We start from the raw sequence: 18,350 nt of genomic DNA on the forward strand, positions 1-18,350 counted from the left end.
GAGTCCCATGAGTCACCCGCACCCTGAGCTCACCCTGCCCCCGGCCCTCGCCGACGGTGCCCTGCGCATCGTGGCGCTGGGTGGTCTCGGAGAGGTCGGCCGCAACATGGCCGTCCTCGAGCACGCCGGTCGTCTGCTGATCATCGACTGCGGTGTCCTGTTCCCCGAGGACCACCAGCCCGGCGTCGACCTGATCCTGCCCGACTTCGAGTACATCAAGGACCGCCTCGACGACATCGAGGCGATCATCCTCACGCACGGCCACGAGGACCACATCGGGGCGGTGCCGTACCTGCTGCGCCTGCGCAAGAACATCCCGCTGGTCGGCTCCAAGCTCACGCTGGCGTTCATCGACGCGAAGCTCAAGGAGCACCGCATCCAGCCGGTGCTGCGCGAGGTCCGCGAGGGGCAGACCGCGACCTTCGGCGGCTTCGAGTGCGAGTTCATCGCGGTGAACCACTCGATCCCCGACGCCCTCGCCGTCGCGGTGCACACGGCTGCCGGCACGGTCCTGCACACCGGCGACTTCAAGATGGACCAGCTGCCGCTCGACGGCCGGATCACCGACCTGCGCGCGTTCGCGCGCCTCGGCGAGCGCGGCGTCGACCTGTTCATGGTCGACTCCACCAACGCCGAGGTGCCGGGGTTCGTGGCGCAGGAGCGCGGGATCGGTCCCGTGCTGGACCAGGTGTTCGCCGACTCGACGAAGCGGATCATCGTCGCGTCGTTCGCATCGCACGTGCACCGCGTGCAGCAGGTGCTCGACGCGGCGTACACGCACAACCGGCGGGTGGCGCTGGTCGGCCGCTCGATGGTGCGCAACATGGGCATCGCGGCCGAGCTCGGGTACCTCAAGGTGCCGGACGGCGTGCTGATCGACCTCAAGCAGGTCGACACGCTGCGTGACGACGAGATCGTCCTCATGTGCACCGGCTCGCAGGGCGAGCCGATGGCCGCGCTGTCGCGGATCGCCAACAACGACCACAAGGTCACCGTCGGCCCCGGCGACACCGTGATCATGGCGTCGTCGCTCATCCCCGGGAACGAGAACGCCGTCTTCCGCGTGATCAACGGCCTGACCCGGCTCGGCGCGCGCGTGGTGCACTCCGGGAACGCCAAGGTGCACGTCTCCGGCCACGCCAGCGCCGGTGAGCTCCTGTACTGCTACAACATCCTCAAGCCGCGCAACGTGATGCCCGTGCACGGCGAGATCCGTCACCTGGTGGCCAACGCGGCGCTCGCGGTGCAGACCGGCATCCCCGCCGACCGCGTGGTCCTGGCCGAGGACGGCGTGGTGGTCGACCTGATCGACGGGCGCGCCCGGATCGTCGGCGCCGTGCCCTGCGGGTACGTGTACGTGGACGGGTCGAGCGTCGGGGAGATCACCGAGGTCGAGCTCAAGGACCGCCGGATCCTGGGCGACGAGGGGTTCATCTCGATCTTCGCGGTGGTCAGCTCCGCCGACGGCAAGGTGCTGGCCGGCCCGCAGATCCACGCCCGGGGGTTCGCCGAGCAGGACGCCGTGTTCGACGACATCCTCCCCGAGCTCACCGCGGCCCTCGAGGAGTCCGCCCGCAACGGCAACTCCGACGCGCACGTGCTGCAGCAGGTGATCCGCCGGGTGGTGGGCCGCTGGGTCTCCAACCGGCTGCGTCGTCGCCCGATGATCATCCCGGTGGTCGTCGAGGCCTGAGCGGCCGACGAACGGCCCCGTCCTGCTGCCGCGGGGCGGGGCCGTCGTCGTCGTCGGGGGCGTGCCCGGTGGTCGGCCCTGGCGGGTCGCACCCGTGCGCGTGCAGCTGTGATCCCGGCCCTGTCAGGCCGGGGTCACGCCACGGAACTGCGCGAGCCGCTCGTGCTCGACGTCGACCGCGGACCTGGTGCGGCTCGACCACGGGACCCACTCGTCGAGCTCGAGCCCCAGCCGCCGGCCCTTCGCCCGAGGCCGCCACGTGCCGATGATCTCGCCGCCCGCCAGCACCGCGCCGGGTCGGCCGATGGTGGGCCAGAGCGTCCTGTGCCGGGCGCTGTCGGGAACGACGACGTCGCGGTCTCGGCCCTGCAGGAACAGGTCGTACGGTCCGAGCAGCCGCACGACCGGCCCGCCCGGCGGGTCCGACAGCGCGGTCAGGTCGGCGTCGAGCATGCTCGCGCGGCGCCCCTCGACCGAGACGTCCACCACATCCTGGGGCCAGCGGGCGGTGACGTCCCGGACGGCTGCATCCAGGTAGTCGGCTGCCTGCCGGGGCGTGAGCGGGCCGAGCAGGTGCAGGAGAGCGCGGAGCACGTCGACCCGCCCGTCGTCGGCCGCGGTGGTGCGCCCGAGCATGCCCATCTGCGCCGCGGGCCAGCCGGGGATCCGACGGATCACCGGGGGAGACGTGTCGGGCTCCAGGTCGAGGCCCGCGTGCAACGCGGCCAGCCGGAACGGCATCTCGTACATGTGCGTGGCTCCGCAGGCCGCGCACCAGCGCAGGTAGGGCCCGGGCAGCTCCGCGGTCATCCGGGTGGACAGCGTCCCCTTGTCCAGGGGTGAGTCGACGACCGCACGCATGGTCCTCGACACGGTGGCGAGCGCGTCCAGGACGGCGATTCCGGCATCGGCCAGCGGCCTCGCGGCGCTGAGGACGCGCTTGGCGGCATCAGCCTCCGAGTAGGGGCGCAGCGCCTGCTCGACCTCCGCGAGGTCGGCGCGCCGGTACGCGTGCGGGGCCCCGCGCACCGTCCAGGAGAGCGCGAGCTCGTGCGGCCAGGCGTGCGCGCCGACGGGTACGCCGCGCAGGGCGAGGGCCCAGAGCGCTCCGTCGGGGCCGGTGTCCTGCACGCCGAGATCGAGGATCACCGCGTCGTCCGGGCGCCGGTCCGCCCGCGGGGAGCGGTCGAGCTGCTGGGCGTGCACGCGATAGCGCCGTACCTGGTCCCGGGTGATCGCGGACATGACCCCACCGTGCCAGGTCACACCGACAGGCAACAGGTCAGCCGGCGAGGATCGCCGGCCCGGCCGCGCGCAGCGTCCGGGTGTACCGCCCCTCGGCCCCGTCGGGCAGCACGCCGTCGAGCTCGAGCTCGACCAGGCCGTGCACGAGAGCCCACAGGGCGAGGGCGGGTTCCGCGGCGGCCGGGGCGGGAGCGTCGAGCACCCGCATGACGGCGTCGCGCAGCACCAGGAACGTCGCGCTCGCGGTGGCGGGACCGCGCGTCCCGTCCTGGATGCCGACACCGGGCGTGCCGAACATGACCCGGTAGAAGTTCGGCGCGGCCAGGGCGTTCTCCCGGTAGGCCAGGCCGAGCCCCAGCAGGTCCGCGGCGGGGTCGTCGGTGCGGGGCACGGCGGCGAGGCGCCGGGCGAACCGCGCGAAGGCCTCGTCCCCGACGGCGCGCAGCAGCTCCTCCCGACTGCCGAACAGGGAGTAGACCGCCGACGCGGACGTCCCCGCCCGCGCGGCCAGGTCGCGCACGGTGAGCCCGGTCGAGCCCGTGGTGGCGACGACGGCCGAGGCCTCCTCGAGGAGGCGGGCGGCGAGGGAGTCGTCGTGCACGCGTGGACGGGCCATCCGCCGAGTCTATGACCCTTGACGGGTTTGCAAACGGTGTTCTATAACGAAGTTCTGAATCTCAGGAGGAAACATGCTCGAGCTGACCGAAGCCGCCCGGGTGACCGCCGGCATCGTGGCCCTGTCCGTCGTCGCGATCGAGTCCGGGGGCGCGTTCATGCTCCGCATCGTGACGGGGCGGGAGCAGGTCACGGACTTCCAGCGCCGGTTCTTCCGGGCGGGTCACGCGCACGCGGGGGTGCTCGTGACCCTCGGGCTGGTCTGCCTCCTCCTGGGCGAGGCGACCACCCTGTCCGGATTCTGGCGGTGGCTGGCGCAGACCGGGGTGCTCGTCGCCGCGATCGTCATGCCGGCCGGGTTCTTCTTCTCGGCCATGGGACGAGGCCGGCAGGAGCCGAACCGGGCAGTGGTGCTGCTCGGCGTCGGTGCCGTGCTGCTGGCCGCGGGTGTGACGACGCTGGGAGTGGGCCTGCTCCGGGGGTGAACGCAGCGCCGACACGCGGGCCGCCGGTACGGGATGTGCGTGTCCGCCGACTACTTTGAGGACCATGGCGACTCGCACGTCCACACCACGCACCCGTTCCGGTGCGCCGGCGACGTCGCGCGCGTCCGGTCGGCCCGCCTCACGCCCGCAGGCGCGCAAGCCCGTGCCGCCGCCCAGGCCCGCCCTGCCGATCCGCATCGTCAAGGGCATCTTCATGGGTTCGGCCCACGTCGTCGGCGGCACGGCCCGGCGGGTGGGCAAGGGAGCGCGCGACCTGGACCCCGCGCACCGTCGGGACGGCCTGGCGTTCACGCTGCTCGCGCTCGCGATCGTCATCGCGGCGCGCGAGTGGTGGGACCTGTCCGGTACGGCCGGGACCGTGGTGCACAACGTCGTCGCCGGGACGTTCGGGAAGGTCGGCGTCGCGGTCCCGCTGGTCCTGCTCGGGCTCGCGGTACGGCTGATGCGCCACCCGGAGCGCGTCGAGGCGAACGGACGCATCGTCATCGGGCTGAGCGCGATCACGCTCGCCGCCTGCGGCCTCGTCCAGATCGGCGCGGGGCTGCCCGGCACGGACGACATCGCGGCGCTGCGGGCCGCGGGCGGGATGGTGGGCTTCCTCGTCGGCACGCCGCTCGCCAGCCTCCTGACCGGCGGCGTGGCGATCGCGCTGCTGGTCCTGCTCGCGTTCTTCGGTGTCCTCGTCGTCACGGCGACGCCTGTGCACCAGGTGGTCCCGCGGCTGAAGGGCCTCTACGACAGGCTCACCGGCAACCACCGCGAGCCCGAGGAGCCCGTCGAGGACGACGCCCCGCTGGTCATCCGCGCCGGCCACACGGCGCTCCCGGAGATCGAGGCCCCGCCTGCCAAGCGCGGCCTGCTCGGCCGCCGGCGCAAGCGTGCCGTCGACGTGGACGAGCCGGACGACACCCGGCTCGAGGAGTACGACGGCGACGAGGCGTTCACCCGGGCGGCGATCGTCGCGGCTGCCGAGGCGGAGGCCGACGCGAAGGCCCTGCGGGAGGCCGCAGCCGCCACGGAGCCGACCACGGTCGTCACCACCAAGCCGCCCCTCGTCGCTCCCGCCCCGACGCCCGTGCCCCGTGGCGAGCAGCCCATGCTCAGCGGGGACGTGCTCTACACGCTGCCCTCCGAGGACTCACTGTCCAAGGGGCCGCCGCACAAGGTGCGCTCCGCCGCGAACGACCGCGTCGTCGAGTCCCTGACGTCCGTCCTCGACGCGTTCGAGATCGACGCCCAGGTGACCGGGTTCACCCGCGGCCCGACGGTCACCCGGTACGAGGTCGAGCTGGGCCAGGCCGTCAAGGTGGAGCGCGTCACGGCGCTCAGCAAGAACATCGCGTACGCGGTGGCGAGCGCGGACGTGCGGATCCTGTCGCCCATCCCCGGCAAGTCGGCGATCGGCATCGAGATCCCGAACACCGACCGCGAGACGGTCTCGCTCGGCGACGTCCTGCGCTCCAGCGCGGCCAAGCGCACCGAGCACCCGATGGTGATCGGCGTCGGCAAGGACGTCGAGGGCGGGTACGTCGTCGCCAACCTGGCCAAGATGCCCCACCTGCTCGTGGCCGGCGCGACCGGTGCGGGTAAGTCCAGCTTCGTGAACTCGATGATCGTGTCGATCCTCATGCGCGCGACGCCCGACGAGGTCCGCATGGTGCTCGTCGACCCCAAACGCGTCGAGCTCACGCTCTACGAAGGCATCCCGCACCTGATCACGCCGATCATCACGAACCCCAAGAAGGCCGCCGAGGCACTCGAGTGGGTGGTGCGCGAGATGGAGGCGCGCTACGACGACCTGGCGAACTTCGGGTTCAAGCACATCGACGACTTCAACACCGCCGTGCGAGCGGGCAAGGTCAAGCCGCTGCCCGGGTCGGAGCGCAAGATCTCCACGTACCCGTACCTGCTGGTGGTCGTGGACGAGCTCGCGGACCTGATGATGGTCGCGCCGCGTGACGTCGAGGCGTCCATCCAGCGCATCACGCAGCTGGCGCGCGCCGCGGGCATCCACCTCGTGCTGGCCACCCAGCGGCCGAGCGTCGACGTCGTCACGGGCCTGATCAAGGCCAACGTGCCGTCCCGGCTCGCGTTCGCGACGAGCTCGCTGACCGACTCGCGGGTGGTCCTCGACCAGCCCGGCGCGGAGAAGCTCATCGGCCAGGGTGACGCGCTGTTCCTGCCCATGGGGGCGGCCAAGCCGATGCGCACCCAGGGCGCCTGGGTCTCCGAGTCGGAGATCCACGCGGTCGTCGAGCACGTCAAGAAGCAGCTCAAGCCGGTGTACCGCCAGGACGTCGCGGCGGCCCCGGTCAAGAAGCAGGTGGACGAGGACATCGGCGACGACCTCGACCTGCTGCTGCAGGCCGCCGAGCTCGTGGTCACCACCCAGTTCGGTTCGACGTCGATGCTGCAGCGCAAGCTGCGCGTCGGCTTCGCCAAGGCCGGTCGGCTCATGGACCTGCTCGAGTCCCGCGAGATCGTCGGGCCCTCCGAGGGGTCCAAGGCGCGCGAGGTCCTCGTCCAGGCCGACGACCTGCCCGGCACGCTCGCGATGCTGCGGGGCGCTCCGGACGAGGAGGACAGGTACGCGTCCACGGACGGCGCCCTGCCCGGTGACCCGCCCGTGGCGACGGACTACTTCGACGGCGCGGAGGAGGACGACGCCGGCCGCTGGTCCGGCGGGGGTTCGTGAGCGCCGTCACCTCCGGGCCCGTGGGAGCAGTGAGCACTCTGATCGCCGTGGTGGCGATCGTCGCCCTGATCGCCGTCCTCGTCCTGCTCGGGACCCAGCGCGCGCAGGTGCGCCGGGCGAGCGAGGCGCTGGCGCTGTCGCGGGAGCTGCGCAACCGGTACGACGCCCTGCAGGCCGTGACCACCGAGGGGGTGCTCGTCCAGTCGCTGTCCGGACGCGTGCTGGACATCTCGGACCGCGCGGCCCAGATCCTGGGGATCGACGGCCCGGCCTCGGTCGGTCGTGCGGTCGGTGACCTGCCGGTCTCCGTGGTCAACGAGATGGGCCTGGCCATGAACCCGGCCGCGGTCCTGGGCCGACGGTCGGGCATCGCCCCCGCCGGGCGGGCGATCGACTCCGAGCTGGTGGGTGTCGTCCTGCCCGGCATGGACGCCGCCCACGCGCGCATGGTCCAGGTGTCGAGCCAGCTGGTCCCGGCCGGCGACGGTGACGCCGACGCGGTGCTGACGACGCTCGTGGACGTCACGGGGCGTCGAGAGACCGAGGCGGCCCTGACCCGCAGCGAGATGCAGTTCCGCGTGGCGATGGAGAACGCACCCATCGGCATGGCCCTGGTGGACCTGGAATGGCGGATCGTCGAGGCGAACGCCGCGTTCGCCGAGCTGCTCGGCACGAGCGTCGGCGCCCTTCGGGGCTACCGGATGGAGGACCTGAGCACGCCGGAAGGACGGCCCGCCGAACGGCTCGAGGTCGACCGCCTGCTCGGGGGCGGCCAGCACAGGTTCTCGATGGAGAAGCGGTACCAGCGTGCCGACGGCCACGAGGTCTGGGTCGCGCTCGACGCCGCCCTGGTGCGCACCCCGACGGGTGCACCCGACCACTTCGTCGTGCAGGTCCGCGACTCCACGGAGTCGCGCCTGCAGGCCGAGATGCTCACCCACCGCGCCATGCACGACCCGTTGACCGGCCTGGCCAACCGCACGCTGCTGCAGGAGGTCCTCCAGTCCGCGCTCGAGCAGCCCGGGGCGGAGGCGCGGGTGGCGGTGCTGGCCTGCGACCTCGACGGGTTCAAGGAGATCAACGACCGCTACGGGCACGCCGCGGGCGACGAGGTCCTGGTGCACGTCGCCGGTGTGCTGCGCGCCGCGACCGCGCGCCGGGGGACCGTCGCGCGGCTCGGCGGTGACGAGTTCGTGGTGGTCGTCCAGGACGTCGACGGCCCGCGAGCCGTGTTCGAGGTCGCCGCCGCCATCCACGCGGGCCTGCACGAGCCGGTCCGGGTGGCCAGGCGCCGGCTCGTCGTCGCGGCCAGCGTCGGCATCGCCGTGGCCGACCCCGACTCGATCGACGGCGGCGCTCCCGGCCTGCTGGCCGCCGCCGACGCGGCGCTCTACCGGGCCAAGAGCGCCGGCCGCGGCCGCACGGAGGTCTACGACGGGTCCATGGCGATGGGCTCGGCGTCCGACCTGCACCGCGAGCTCGCGGCCGCCCTCGCCACGGACCAGCTCGTGGTCCACTACCAGCCGATCGTGGACCTGTCGGACGCCCGGGTGGTGGGCTACGAGGCGCTGGTGCGGTGGGAGCACCCCCGCCGCGGGCTCCTGCTGCCGGGGGCGTTCCTGTCCCTCGTCCAGGAGGCCGGCCTGTCCGTCGCCCTGGGCCAGCTGGTCGCACGGCGTGTCGTCGAGTTCGTCGCGACCATGCCGGACCGGACGCGGTGGGTGTCCGTGAACGTCTCGGCCGACCAGCTCGGTGACGGGGAGTTCGCGACGACCCTCCTGGCCGAGATCTCCCGGCACCGCCTCAGCGCGGGCCGCATCGTGGTCGAGCTGACGGAGTCGTCGCTGGTGGCGTCCGGGACCCGGATCCGCCACGAGCTGACGCAGCTGTCCGCGGCGGGCGTCCCGATCCTGCTCGACGACTTCGGCACCGGGGTGTCGCCGCTGTCGTACCTGCGCGACCTGCCCGTGGCCGGGGTCAAGCTCGACATGTCCTTCACATCCGGCATCCCCGAGGACCCCACGGCCGGCAAGGTCGCTCGGGCGCTCGGTGCGCTGGCGCGCGAGCTCGCGATGGTGACCATCGCCGAGGGCATCGAGCAGGAGGAACAGGCGGAGTTCCTGCAGCGCAACGGGTGGCGCTACGGGCAGGGCTGGCTGTACGGCAGCGCCCAGCCCGGCGGCATCACGCGCTGACGCGGGGACTCACTCGACCCCGGTCGCCGGTGTCGTCCTCGGCCAGCCGGCGGTCGAGCGTCGGCTGCGAGGACAACGCCGGTGGGCGACCGTGCCGTGTGCCCCCGGCGTCCCGGCCGGCGCACCCGTCGGCCGCCCGGCCGGCACGTCACCGGGCTCCCGCGCACCGGCCGCGTCGACGCGGCCGGGCAGCGGGCGGCGCCCGCTGGCGCCGTCCCGGGGTCGGCGCGGTGGGCTCAGCCGCTGACGCGGGCGACGACGACGGGCGGCGGGCCGGTGGGGCTGAGCGGGGCCGTGCGCTCGGGCGCCTGGGTACCGGCCGCAGCAGCCACCCGGGCCGTGCGGTCCGCCACCTGGGCGGGGCTCAGCGTCGCGGTGCCGGCCCTGATGTCGACGAGGGCGCGCACCTGGTGCCCGCTGAGTCGGTCCACGGTGATCGCGGTCCACTCGACGCCCGTCACGCGCGGCGGTCCGGCGGGCCGGCCCTGGGCGGGGAACGCGCCCGCCGCCTCGACGTGCGCGGTGAGCAGGAGCCCCGAGTCCGTGTTCTGCGCGCAGCAGGCTCCGTCCTGGTTCGAGACGTAGTTGCCCAGCCCGTAGGCGACCCACATCCCCTCACCGCGGGGGCCGCCGGTCAGGCGTGCGACGGGTTGCGGGACGTGGGCGTGGTGGCCGATCACCAGGTCGATGACCCCCGAGTCGGCGAGCGCCTGACTGATCGCCACCTGCTCGGAGGTCGGCTCCGTCCGGTACTCGACGCAGCAGTGGACGCTGGCCACCACGAGGTCGGCACCGGTCGCGCGCGCGGCGGTGGCCTGCGCCACCATCGCGGCCACGTCCACGAGGTCCACCGACCACGGCTTGTCCGCGTCCACCGGCATCCCGTTGGTGCCGTAGGTCGCGGCGACGTGCGCCACGGTGATCGTCCTGCCGGCGCGCTCGAGCGTGTAGAGCTGCGGCTGCGACTGCTCCAGCATGCTGCGTGCCGTACCGACGTGGCCCAGCCCGGCGGCGTCGAGCGCGTCCAGCGTCGCCGTCACGCCGGCGAAGCCCCGGTCGACGGAGTGGTTGGACGCCGTCGAGCAGCCGTCCCAGCCCTGCGCCTTCAGGGAGGTGGCGATCGCGGGCGGAGTGCCGAACAGGGGGTAGCCGCTGGGTGACGTCCCGGGCGGCGTGACGGGCACCTCGAGGTGGCACAGCGCGAGGTCCGCGCCCTCGATCCAGGGGTCCAGGGGACCGAGCACCGGCGCGAAGTCGTAGCCGCCGCCCGCGACCCGGGCGCTCGAGAGCACGGGCAGGTGCGGCAGCACGTCGCCGGTGGCGACGATCGAGAAGGCGACGTCCGGGTCGGGCGTCGGCGTGGGGGTCGGCGTCGCCCTCGGTGTGGTCGCGCTCGACGGGGTGGCCACCGGTGCGGCCGTGACGCCCTCACCCCAGGAGCGCAGGGCCGCCGACACGGCACCGAGGCTCACGACGAGCAGCACGAGGATCGCGAGGCCGACGACGACGGGGGATCGTCGTCCGGCGCGGGCGTGTCGGGTCACACGCGGACCCTATGGGTTGGACGAGGCACCTATGGCGCACCTCTAGGCTGTCCGGGTGATGGAAGCCGTGCCCTCCGCCTGGAACCTGGCGAACCTGCTCACGGTGCTGCGCATCGCGCTGGTGCCGTTCTTCGCGTGGGCTCTCCTCGCCGACGGCGGGCACACCACGACCGGCCGGCTGGTCGCGACGTCGCTCTTCGTGGTGGCCGCGGCGACGGACCGCCTCGACGGGTGGCTCGCGCGACGGTCCGGACAGGTGACGGACCTGGGCAAGCTCCTGGACCCGATCGCGGACAAGGTCCTGATCGGCTCGGCCCTGGTCCTGCTGTCGTGGCTCGGCGACCTGTCGTGGTGGATCACCGCCGTCATCCTCGTGCGCGAGCTCGGCATCACCGCGATGCGGTTCGTCCTGCTGCGCTACGTCGTCCTGCCGGCCTCGCGCGGCGGCAAGCTGAAGACGGTGCTGCAGTCGGTGGCGATCGGCCTCTACCTCCTGCCTCTGGACGTGCTGCCGCAGTTCGTCGAGGTCGTCGCCGCGGTCGTCATGGCCGCCGCCGTCGTGGTGACGGTGGTGACCGGGCTGGACTACGCGCGCGCCGGTCTGGCCATCCGCCGCGCGGTGAGCCAACCCGGTACCGCTGGGCAGTGACGTGCCGCTCGCCTCGGACCTGCTCGCCTCCCTCGCCGCTCGGCGCTGGTCGCTCGCCGTCGCCGAGTCCCTGACCGGTGGGTTGGTCTGCGCCGCGCTGGTCGACGTCCCCGGGGCGTCCCGCGTGCTGCGCGGCGCGGTCGTCGCGTACGCGACCGACCTGAAGGGCGCCCTGCTCGACGTGGACCGGACGCTGCTCGACGTCCGAGGGGCAGTCGATCCCGACGTCGTCGCGGCCATGGCGACCGGCGTCCGGCACCGGCTGGGTGCCGACGTCGGCCTCGCCACGACGGGCGTGGCCGGACCCGGACCGCAGGACGGCCGGCCGCCCGGGACCGTGTACGTCGCCGTCTGCACGCCCGACGGCACGCACGTGCGTTCACTGCGGCTGGCCGGCGACCGAGCACGTGTACGGGCACAGGCCGTGGACGCCGTGCTGTCCCTGGGGGTGGAGATCGTGCGCGACCGGGGTGAATCTGCGTCGATCGGTGGTCGGTCGCCGTCCTGAGCGGGAACACTGCGGGACATCACGTCGTTGCACACACCGTGATGAGCACTCGACCCCCGGCACGACGTCTGCCTTCGCGTGTCGGCGGTGCAAGGTACGGTGGAATCCTCCCGGCGAAAGCACAGCCGGGTTCTGCAGCGACGGTTTCTGCTGCACAGGGTCCCGGGGACTCGGGTCGAAGCAGGACCTCGGCCCCGGGAGTGGAAGTGGCACGCGACGCGAGAGGGGGAGCCCGAATGGTTGTACTCCGCCGAGAGATCGGCGATGTGCTGCGGGACGCGCGACAGCGCCAGGGGCGCACCCTGCGTGAGGTGTCGTCGGCGGCCCGTGTCTCGCTGGGTTACCTCAGCGAGGTCGAGCGGGGCCAGAAGGAGGCGTCGTCGGAGCTGTTGAACAGCATCTGCGAGGCGCTCGATGTCCCCATGTCGCTGGTGCTGCGCGAGGTCAGTGACCGCGTCGCGGTTGCCGAGGGTCTGTCGATCCCCGACACCGTCCCCGCGGACCTTGCGGCGTCGGTGGCCGGTGCCACCGACTTCGGATGGGCGCGGTCGCGCTCGGAGCTCGCCGCCATCAGCTGATCGGGTGGTGAGCGCCGCCCTCGAATGATCGGACGGGTGTCCCGTCCGATCGGCGGGTGCGCCTGGTGCGCCCGCGACGCGAGGCAGCGATGCCCGGTCGTCCTCTGCACGGTCCGTGGACTGTCGTCCGCGGACCGTTGCCATGTCCGGACAGCTCGCTCCCGCCGTCAGCTGCCGTCCGGCGGCACGGTCGGTGCGGCCTGGCACCGCGGGCAGTAGAAGATCGGGCGCTCCATGGGCGGCCTGCGCGCCTGACCCACCGCGATCGGCGTCCCGCACCGGTGGCACGGCCGGCGGAGCCTGCCGTGGACGTGGCCGGGCGGCCTGCCCTCGGCGACCGCGCGCTGCAGCTGGCTGCGTGCCACGGCGAGGAGCTGACGTGGGTCGGCGAGCTCGTCGGCGGGCGTCCACGGCCACAGCCGTTGCGCGAACAGGGACTCGGCGGCGTAGATCGTGCCGATCCCGGCGGTGACGGTCTGGTCGAGCAGCACCTCCGCGAGCGGCGTCGAGCCGCGTCCCGCCCACCGGCGCAGGGCCTCGTCCAGGTCGACCGTCTCGGCCAGCAGATCAGGGCCGAGATGGCCGATGACGGTGGGCTCGTCGCGGGTGCGGACCACGTCGAGCATGCCGAGGTGGTACCCGACCGCCGTCCACTCCGCGGTCGCGAGCACCGCCCTGACCTGCGGGGACCGCGCGGCAGCCTCCGGCGAACCGGTGCGGGCGATCCGCCAGTAGCCCTCCATCCGTAGGTGCGTGTGCAGGGTCCGGCCGTCGTCGAAGCGGGTCAGGAGGTGCTTGCCGTACGAGCGCGTCCCGAGCACCGTGCGACCGACCAGGTCGACGGTCGCGGCGGTGGGCCAGCGCAGGTCCGACCGAACCAGGACCCGTCCACCGAACGCCCGCTCGAACCGGTCGGCGGTGCGGCGCAGGACGTCGCCCTCAGGCACGCGCGCTCACGGCCGACCGTGCAGGCGAAGGCCCCGCGGGGTCGCCGCGAACCCGGCGGACACCAGCGCCTTGCCGAGTGGTCCGTGCAGGGCACCGGCGAGGACCTCGACGCCGTCGACCCGCGCGATCGTCAGGCGACCGGTGTGCCGGGTCCGCGCCGTCTGCGCCAGCCCGTCCGCCGCCGCCCGCAGCACCGCGTCGTCGACCGTGAAGGTCAGCACCGTCCGGCCGCCGCGCTCCAGGTAGAGCGTGAGCGCACCGTCCACGAGCACCACGAGGGCACCCGCCTTGCGGCCGGGCCGATGGCGCCCCGCGGCGTCGGCCGGGTCCGGCCCCGCGACCGGCCAGGGCAGCGAGGCCCCGTACGGGTTCGCGGGGTCGGTCGCGGCCAGGACCACCACCTGCAGGTCCGTCGGCCCGTCCTCGTCGGCCGAGCGCTCGACCACCTGCGCGTCGACGCGCAGCCGGTCGACCGCGCCCGGCAGCGCGAACTGCGAGCCGCCGAGACGCTCCACGAAGTAGCCGCGTCGGACCTGGCCGCCCTGCTCCAGGGCACTCAGGACGCGGTACACGTCCGTGAACCGCGAGCCGATGCCCTCCGCGGGGGCCACCGCGCGGGTGAGGATCCCGTGCCGGTCGAGCAGCTGGGCGGCCAGGGCGTGCGCGCGCAGGGTCGGATCCGGCTCGCGCGCGGGCAGCAGCGACCAGCGGCCACCGCTCGCTGCTGCGTCGCGCCCCAGCCCCGGAGCCGTCGAGCGTGTGCCCGGGTCCGCAGCGAGCTGCACGGCGGCGCGCAGGCCGAGCCGGGGGCGCAGGGGGCGTCCGCGCGGCGGGGCGGCGCGCGTCCGGTGGGCCGTGCTCCCGGTGCCGAGCCACGCCCGCAGCGGCGCGAGCCCGTCGTTGGTCACGTGGCCGGTCCAGACGAGGTCCCACACCGCAGCGGCGACGTCGGCCTGGCTCGGCGCGTCGTCGTCGGGGAGCAGCTGGCGGACCCGGTCGGCGAGCGCCCCGAGGAACCAGGCGCCCCCGCCGCCGAGCGCCTCGAGCAGGGCGTCGTGCAGGGGGGTCTCGGGTGCGGCGTCGGCGGCTCGCAGCGTGAGGTCGGCCACCGCGGCGGGATGCAGCGAGACCAGACCGTCGTGCCCGGCGAGGGCGCCGTGCCCGGCCCAGACCACCTCACCTGCGGCGGTGAGCTCGTCGAGCATCGAGGGCTGGTAGTCCGTGATGCGGGCCGGCAGCACGTGGGTCTCGAGGGCCGACGCTGGCACGACGGCGCCCGCCAGCTGCTCGACCACGCGGGCGACACCGTCGACGCCGTGCAGTGCCCCGGTGGCGGAGGCGCGTCGCGTCGAGCCGACCGGCTGGACGCCCTGCCAGCGTGGCAGGAAGACACCGAGGGCCTGCGGGTCGACGGGCTCGACCTCGGCGCGCAGCGCGGCGAGCGACCGGCGCCGCAGCGTGCGCAGCACGTCGGCGTCGCAGAACTCGTCGCCGGTCCCGCCGAGCACGTCCGGCCGCAGGCGGCCCTGGACGAGGACGCCTCGGCCCTCCAGCCTGCGCAGCGTCTCCGACACGACGGCGACGCCGAAGCCGAACCGCGCGGCGGCCTGCGCCGCAGTGAACGGGCCGTGCGTGCGCGCATGGCGACGCAGCAGATCTCCCACGGGATCGGGTACCACCTCGGTGAACACCTCGGGTACCCCCACCGGCAGGGCGACGCCCAGCGCGTCCCGCAGCCGACCGGCGTCCTCGATCGCCGCCCACTGCTCGGTGCGCTCCGCGGGGACGCCCCCGAGCCGGACCCGGATCACGCGACGGGCGGCCTCGAGCTCCGTCAACCACGCCGGGACCTGGTCCCGCACCTCGGGCTTCGTCCGCTCGGCGAGCTCGGACGCGGGCAGGGGACCCTGCCGCCGGACGGCGTCGGCAAGCTGCTCGAGCGTGCCCGCCTGCCGGTCGGGTGCGCGCCCGCTGAGCTCCGCCTCGGTCCGCAGCACGGCGTCCGGGTCCAGGAGATCGGCCAGCTGCGACTCGCCCCCCTGGCCGAGCAGCTCGGCGAGCAGGGTCGGGTCGAGCGTGAGTGCGGCCGCGCGACGCTCCGCCAGCGGGGCGTCACCGTCGTAGAGGAACTGCGCGGTGTAGCCGAACAGCAGCGACTGCGCGAAGGGCGACGGCTGGGTGGTGGTCACCTCGACCACCCGGACGCGCCGCGCCACGACGTCCCGCATGAGCGTGGTGAGCGCCTCGGTGTCGAAGTCGTCCTGGAGGCACTCGCGCACGGCCTCGAGCAGGATCGGGAAGTCGGGGTACTCGGACGCCACCGCGAGCAGCTGCGCCGAGCGCTGGCGCTGCTGCCAGAGGGGCTGGCGGCGGTCCGGACGCCGGCGGGGCAGCAGCAGCGCGCGGCTCGCCGCTTCGCGGAAGCGTGCGCCGAACATGGCCGACGAGCCGAGCTCGGTCTTGACCGCGTCGAGGACCTCGTCCGGGTCGAGCAGCAGGTCCGCGAGGTCGAGCGCCGGACCGGTCGAGTCCGCCCAGGGGTCCGCGGGGACCGACCCGTCGGCGGCGTCGAGCATGTCCGGCAGCCGGAGCACGATCCCGTCGTCGGAGTGCATGGTCGCGGCGTCCACCCCGTACCGCTCGCGCAGCCGCGCGCCGATCACGATCGCCCACGGCGCGTGCACGCGGGCGCCGTACGGGGAGTGCAGCACCACGCGCCAGTCGCCGAGCTCGTCGCGGAACCGCTCGACCACCAGGACGGTGTCCGTGGGCAGCTCACCCGTGGCCTCGCGCTGCTCCCGCAGGTAGGTGAGCAGGTTGTCGGCCGCCCACGGGTCCAGCCCGGCGCCCTCGACCCGCGCGCGTGCGTCCAGGTCGGACAGCGCGGCCAGCTCGCGCACCCACGCGCCCATCGCCTGACCCAGCTCGGCCGGCCGGCCGGGGGAGTCGCCCTTCCAGAACGGCAGACGGCCAGGGACTCCAGGCGCCGGGGTGACCAGCACGCGGTCGGGGGTGATGTCGTCGATGCGCCACGTGCTGGAGCCCAGGGTGAACATGTCGCCGACCCGCGACTCGTAGACCATCTCCTCGTCGAGCTCGCCGACGCGCTTGCCACCCCGGACGGTGCCACCCGAGCGCTCCGCGTCGACCGGGACGTCGCTCGTGGTGGCGCTGCCGGCCAGGAAGACCCCGAACAGTCCCCGGTCGGGGATCGTGCCGCCGCTGGTGACCGCGAGCCGCAGCGCGCCCGGGCGGCCGCTCAGCACGTCGCCGACCCGGTCCCAGACGATGCGGGGCCGCAGCTCGGCGAACTCCTCGCTCGGGTACCGCCCGGCGAGCATGTCCAGCACGGCGCGCAGGGTCGCGTCGCCCAGCCCCGAGAACGGGGACGCCCGCCGGACGACCACCGCCAGCTCGTCGAGCGACCAGTCCTCGACGGCCACCATGGCCACGATCTGCTGGGCGAGCACGTCGAGGGGGTTGCGGGGGATCCGCATGGCCTCCAGCGACCCCTCCCGCATGCGCTGCGCCGTGACCGCCGCGGGGACGAGCTCACCGCGGAAGGTGGGGAACACGATCCCGCGGGACACGGCTCCCACCTGGTGACCCGCCCGGCCGACGCGCTGCAGCCCGCTGGCGACCGAGGGCGGCGACCCGACCTGGACCACGAGGTCGATGGCGCCCATGTCGATCCCGAGCTCCAGCGAGCTGGTGGCGACCACGGCGGGCAGCAGCCCCGCCTTGAGCTCCGACTCGGTGCGGGTCCGCTCCGCACGGCTCATCGAGCCGTGGTGCGCACGCGCCAGGATGGTGGCGGCGTGCCGCGTGTCGATGCCGACGGCCGTGCCCGACTGCGCCGGGACCGCGGCTGCGCGCAACGTCGCCGGGTCGGGCACGTCCTGCCCCGAGCGCTCCGCCCAGACCTCGTTCATCCGCGCGGTGAGCCGCTCCGCGCCCCGCCGGGAGTTGGTGAAGACGAGGGTGGAGCGGTGCTCGGCCACGAGGTCGACCACGCGCTCCTCCACGTGCGGCCAGATCGACGGCCGCGGCAGCGGGGCGGCAGCCGCGCCGGACAGGTCGAGATCGTCCGGCGTGACCTCCGTGCCGCGCAGGTCGGACAGGTCGGGTACCGGCACGACGACGTCGACCACGATCTGCTTGGTCGACGGCGGCTGGACGACCGTGACGGCGCGGCCGCGGTCCTCCCGCGTGCGTGCACCGCCGAGGAACTCGGCGACGGCGTCGACCGGGCGGACGGTCGCCGACAGCCCGATCCGCTGCGCCGGTCCCGGTCCGCCGGGGTGGTCGAGCAGGGCGTCGAGGCGCTCGAGCGACATGGCGAGGTGGGCTCCGCGCTTGGTCCCGGCCACCGCGTGGATCTCGTCGATGATCACGGTGCGCACGCCCGCCAGCCCGGCTCGGGCGCCCGAGGTGAGGACCAGGTAGAGCGACTCGGGCGTGGTGATGAGGATGTCCGGCGGCTTGGTGGCGAACGCCCGGCGCTCGTTGGGCGGCGTGTCGCCCGTGCGGATGCCGACCGCGACGTCGGGCAGGTCCAGGCCGAGCCGGGTCGCGGCCTGCCGGATGCCGACCAGCGGCGAGCGGAGGTTGCGCTCGACGTCCGTGGCCAGCGCCTTCAGCGGCGACACGTACAGGACGCGGCAGCGCTCGACCGGGTCGTCCGGCCGTGGACCGGTCAGCAGGCCGTCGAGCGCCCACAGGAACGCGGCCAGCGTCTTGCCCGAGCCCGTGGGCGCGACGACGAGCGCGTGGTCGCCGCCGGACACCGCGGTCCAGGCGCCCTCCTGCGCGGCGGTGGGCTCGGCGAACGCCCCCGTGAACCAGGTCCTGGTCGGGTCGGAGAAGCGGTTGAGCACCACCGGGCCATTGTGTCGGTCCCCGCCGACACCGGCGCGCTCCGCGGGTGGCAGGCTGTGACTGTGAGGCTACGAGAGTTCTGGCTGCTGGTGGACGAGGTCCTCGGCAGGGCGCACGGTCGTGAGCTCACGCGGGAGCTGGTCCTGCGGGGCCTCGACCAGCGCACGGCGATGCAGGCGCTCGACGACGACGTCGAGCCCAGGACCGTGTGGCACGCGCTCTGCGACGAGCTCCAGATCCCCGAGGACGCGCGCTGGGGCGCGGACGCCCGGCGTCCGGCGCCGCCGCGGGCCTAG

The 18,350-nt window shown here is 74.0% G+C and carries 13 protein-coding genes; 8 read left to right on the forward strand and 5 right to left on the reverse strand.

Translation table 11 applies throughout. The annotated features are described in order from the left end of the window. Positions 1 to 7: 7 nt before the first annotated feature. A complete protein-coding gene (locus KG102_RS06780) occupies positions 8 to 1,693 on the forward strand; it encodes a ribonuclease J (protein ID WP_208213871.1) in 1,686 nt (561 codons plus the stop codon). A 123-nt stretch (positions 1,694 to 1,816) separates the two neighbouring features. Here the strand turns inward: KG102_RS06780 and KG102_RS06785 are convergent, their stop codons facing one another. Both KG102_RS06785 and KG102_RS06790 read right to left on the reverse strand, forming a co-directional pair. Then, positions 1,817 to 2,938: a DNA glycosylase AlkZ-like family protein gene (locus tag KG102_RS06785; RefSeq protein WP_208289163.1), complete on the reverse strand. Its 1,122-nt coding sequence runs from the start codon at positions 2,936 to 2,938 to the stop codon at positions 1,817 to 1,819. A 37-nt stretch (positions 2,939 to 2,975) separates the two neighbouring features. Then, positions 2,976 to 3,554, reverse strand: a complete 579-nt coding sequence (locus KG102_RS06790) for a TetR/AcrR family transcriptional regulator (protein WP_208289162.1) — start codon at positions 3,552 to 3,554, stop codon at positions 2,976 to 2,978. Positions 3,555 to 3,627: 73 nt separating this feature from the next. On the opposite strand from KG102_RS06790, the gene KG102_RS06795 reads away from it, so the two are divergent. The 3 genes from KG102_RS06795 (at position 3,628) to KG102_RS06805 (ending at position 8,949) form a co-directional block, all read left to right on the forward strand. Then, positions 3,628 to 4,038 (forward strand): hypothetical protein, encoded by a 411-nt coding sequence (locus KG102_RS06795; protein ID WP_208213868.1) that lies wholly within the window; start codon positions 3,628 to 3,630, stop codon positions 4,036 to 4,038. 64 nt (positions 4,039 to 4,102) lie between these two features. Continuing rightward, entirely contained in the window at positions 4,103 to 6,754 is a 2,652-nt protein-coding gene (locus KG102_RS06800) for an FtsK/SpoIIIE family DNA translocase (protein WP_208289161.1), read from the forward strand. Positions 6,755 to 6,783: 29 nt separating this feature from the next. Next, positions 6,784 to 8,949 carry a putative bifunctional diguanylate cyclase/phosphodiesterase gene (locus KG102_RS06805; RefSeq protein ID WP_249667502.1) on the forward strand — a complete coding sequence of 722 codons (2,166 nt, stop codon included), beginning with the start codon at positions 6,784 to 6,786 and terminating at the stop codon, positions 8,947 to 8,949. Between the two features lie 236 nt (positions 8,950 to 9,185). Here the strand turns inward: KG102_RS06805 and KG102_RS06810 are convergent, their stop codons facing one another. Further along, positions 9,186 to 10,493 carry a CapA family protein gene (locus tag KG102_RS06810; protein ID WP_208289159.1) on the reverse strand — a complete coding sequence of 436 codons (1,308 nt, stop codon included), beginning with the start codon at positions 10,491 to 10,493 and terminating at the stop codon, positions 9,186 to 9,188. 58 nt (positions 10,494 to 10,551) lie between these two features. On the opposite strand from KG102_RS06810, the gene pgsA reads away from it, so the two are divergent. The 3 genes from pgsA to KG102_RS06825 all read left to right on the forward strand — a co-directional run bounded on the left by pgsA (position 10,552) and on the right by KG102_RS06825 (position 12,228). Next, positions 10,552 to 11,142 (forward strand): CDP-diacylglycerol--glycerol-3-phosphate 3-phosphatidyltransferase, encoded by a 591-nt coding sequence (pgsA, locus tag KG102_RS06815; protein ID WP_208213864.1) that lies wholly within the window; start codon positions 10,552 to 10,554, stop codon positions 11,140 to 11,142. Between the two features lies 1 nt (position 11,143). Continuing rightward, entirely contained in the window at positions 11,144 to 11,650 is a 507-nt protein-coding gene (locus KG102_RS06820) for a CinA family protein (protein WP_208213863.1), read from the forward strand. A gap of 236 nt (positions 11,651 to 11,886) precedes the next feature. Continuing rightward, a complete protein-coding gene (locus tag KG102_RS06825) occupies positions 11,887 to 12,228 on the forward strand; it encodes a helix-turn-helix domain-containing protein (RefSeq protein ID WP_208213862.1) in 342 nt (113 codons plus the stop codon). 167 nt (positions 12,229 to 12,395) lie between these two features. Here KG102_RS06825 and KG102_RS06830 read toward each other — a convergent pair whose 3' ends face one another. Together KG102_RS06830 and KG102_RS06835 are read right to left on the reverse strand one after the other, a co-directional pair. Continuing rightward, positions 12,396 to 13,175: an Fpg/Nei family DNA glycosylase gene (locus tag KG102_RS06830; RefSeq protein WP_208289158.1), complete on the reverse strand. Its 780-nt coding sequence runs from the start codon at positions 13,173 to 13,175 to the stop codon at positions 12,396 to 12,398. A 6-nt stretch (positions 13,176 to 13,181) separates the two neighbouring features. Continuing rightward, positions 13,182 to 18,056 (reverse strand): ATP-dependent helicase, encoded by a 4,875-nt coding sequence (locus tag KG102_RS06835; RefSeq protein ID WP_208289157.1) that lies wholly within the window; start codon positions 18,054 to 18,056, stop codon positions 13,182 to 13,184. Positions 18,057 to 18,116: 60 nt separating this feature from the next. Here KG102_RS06835 and KG102_RS06840 point away from each other — a divergent pair, with 60 nt between their 5' ends. Beyond that, complete coding sequence (locus tag KG102_RS06840; RefSeq protein ID WP_208213859.1) at positions 18,117 to 18,350, forward strand: DUF3046 domain-containing protein; 234 nt, start codon at positions 18,117 to 18,119, stop codon at positions 18,348 to 18,350.

The sequence above is a fragment of the Cellulomonas fengjieae genome, assembly GCF_018388465.1.
GTDB lineage: Bacteria > Actinomycetota > Actinomycetes > Actinomycetales > Cellulomonadaceae > Cellulomonas > Cellulomonas fengjieae.

Bases quoted from the DNA above. Each gene is read 5' to 3' on its own strand.
- KG102_RS06795 (WP_208213868.1), top strand. From the start codon at position 3,628: ATGCTCGAGCTGACCGAAGCCGCCCGGGTGACCGCCGGCATCGTGGCC.
- KG102_RS06790 (WP_208289162.1), bottom strand. From the start codon at position 3,554: ATGGCCCGTCCACGCGTGCACGACGACTCCCTCGCCGCCCGCCTCCTC.
- KG102_RS06780 (WP_208213871.1), top strand. From the start codon at position 8: ATGAGTCACCCGCACCCTGAGCTCACCCTGCCCCCGGCCCTCGCCGAC.
- KG102_RS06785 (WP_208289163.1), bottom strand. From the start codon at position 2,938: ATGTCCGCGATCACCCGGGACCAGGTACGGCGCTATCGCGTGCACGCC.
- KG102_RS06825 (WP_208213862.1), top strand. From the start codon at position 11,887: ATGGTTGTACTCCGCCGAGAGATCGGCGATGTGCTGCGGGACGCGCGA.
- pgsA (WP_208213864.1), top strand. From the start codon at position 10,552: ATGGAAGCCGTGCCCTCCGCCTGGAACCTGGCGAACCTGCTCACGGTG.
- KG102_RS06800 (WP_208289161.1), top strand. From the start codon at position 4,103: ATGGCGACTCGCACGTCCACACCACGCACCCGTTCCGGTGCGCCGGCG.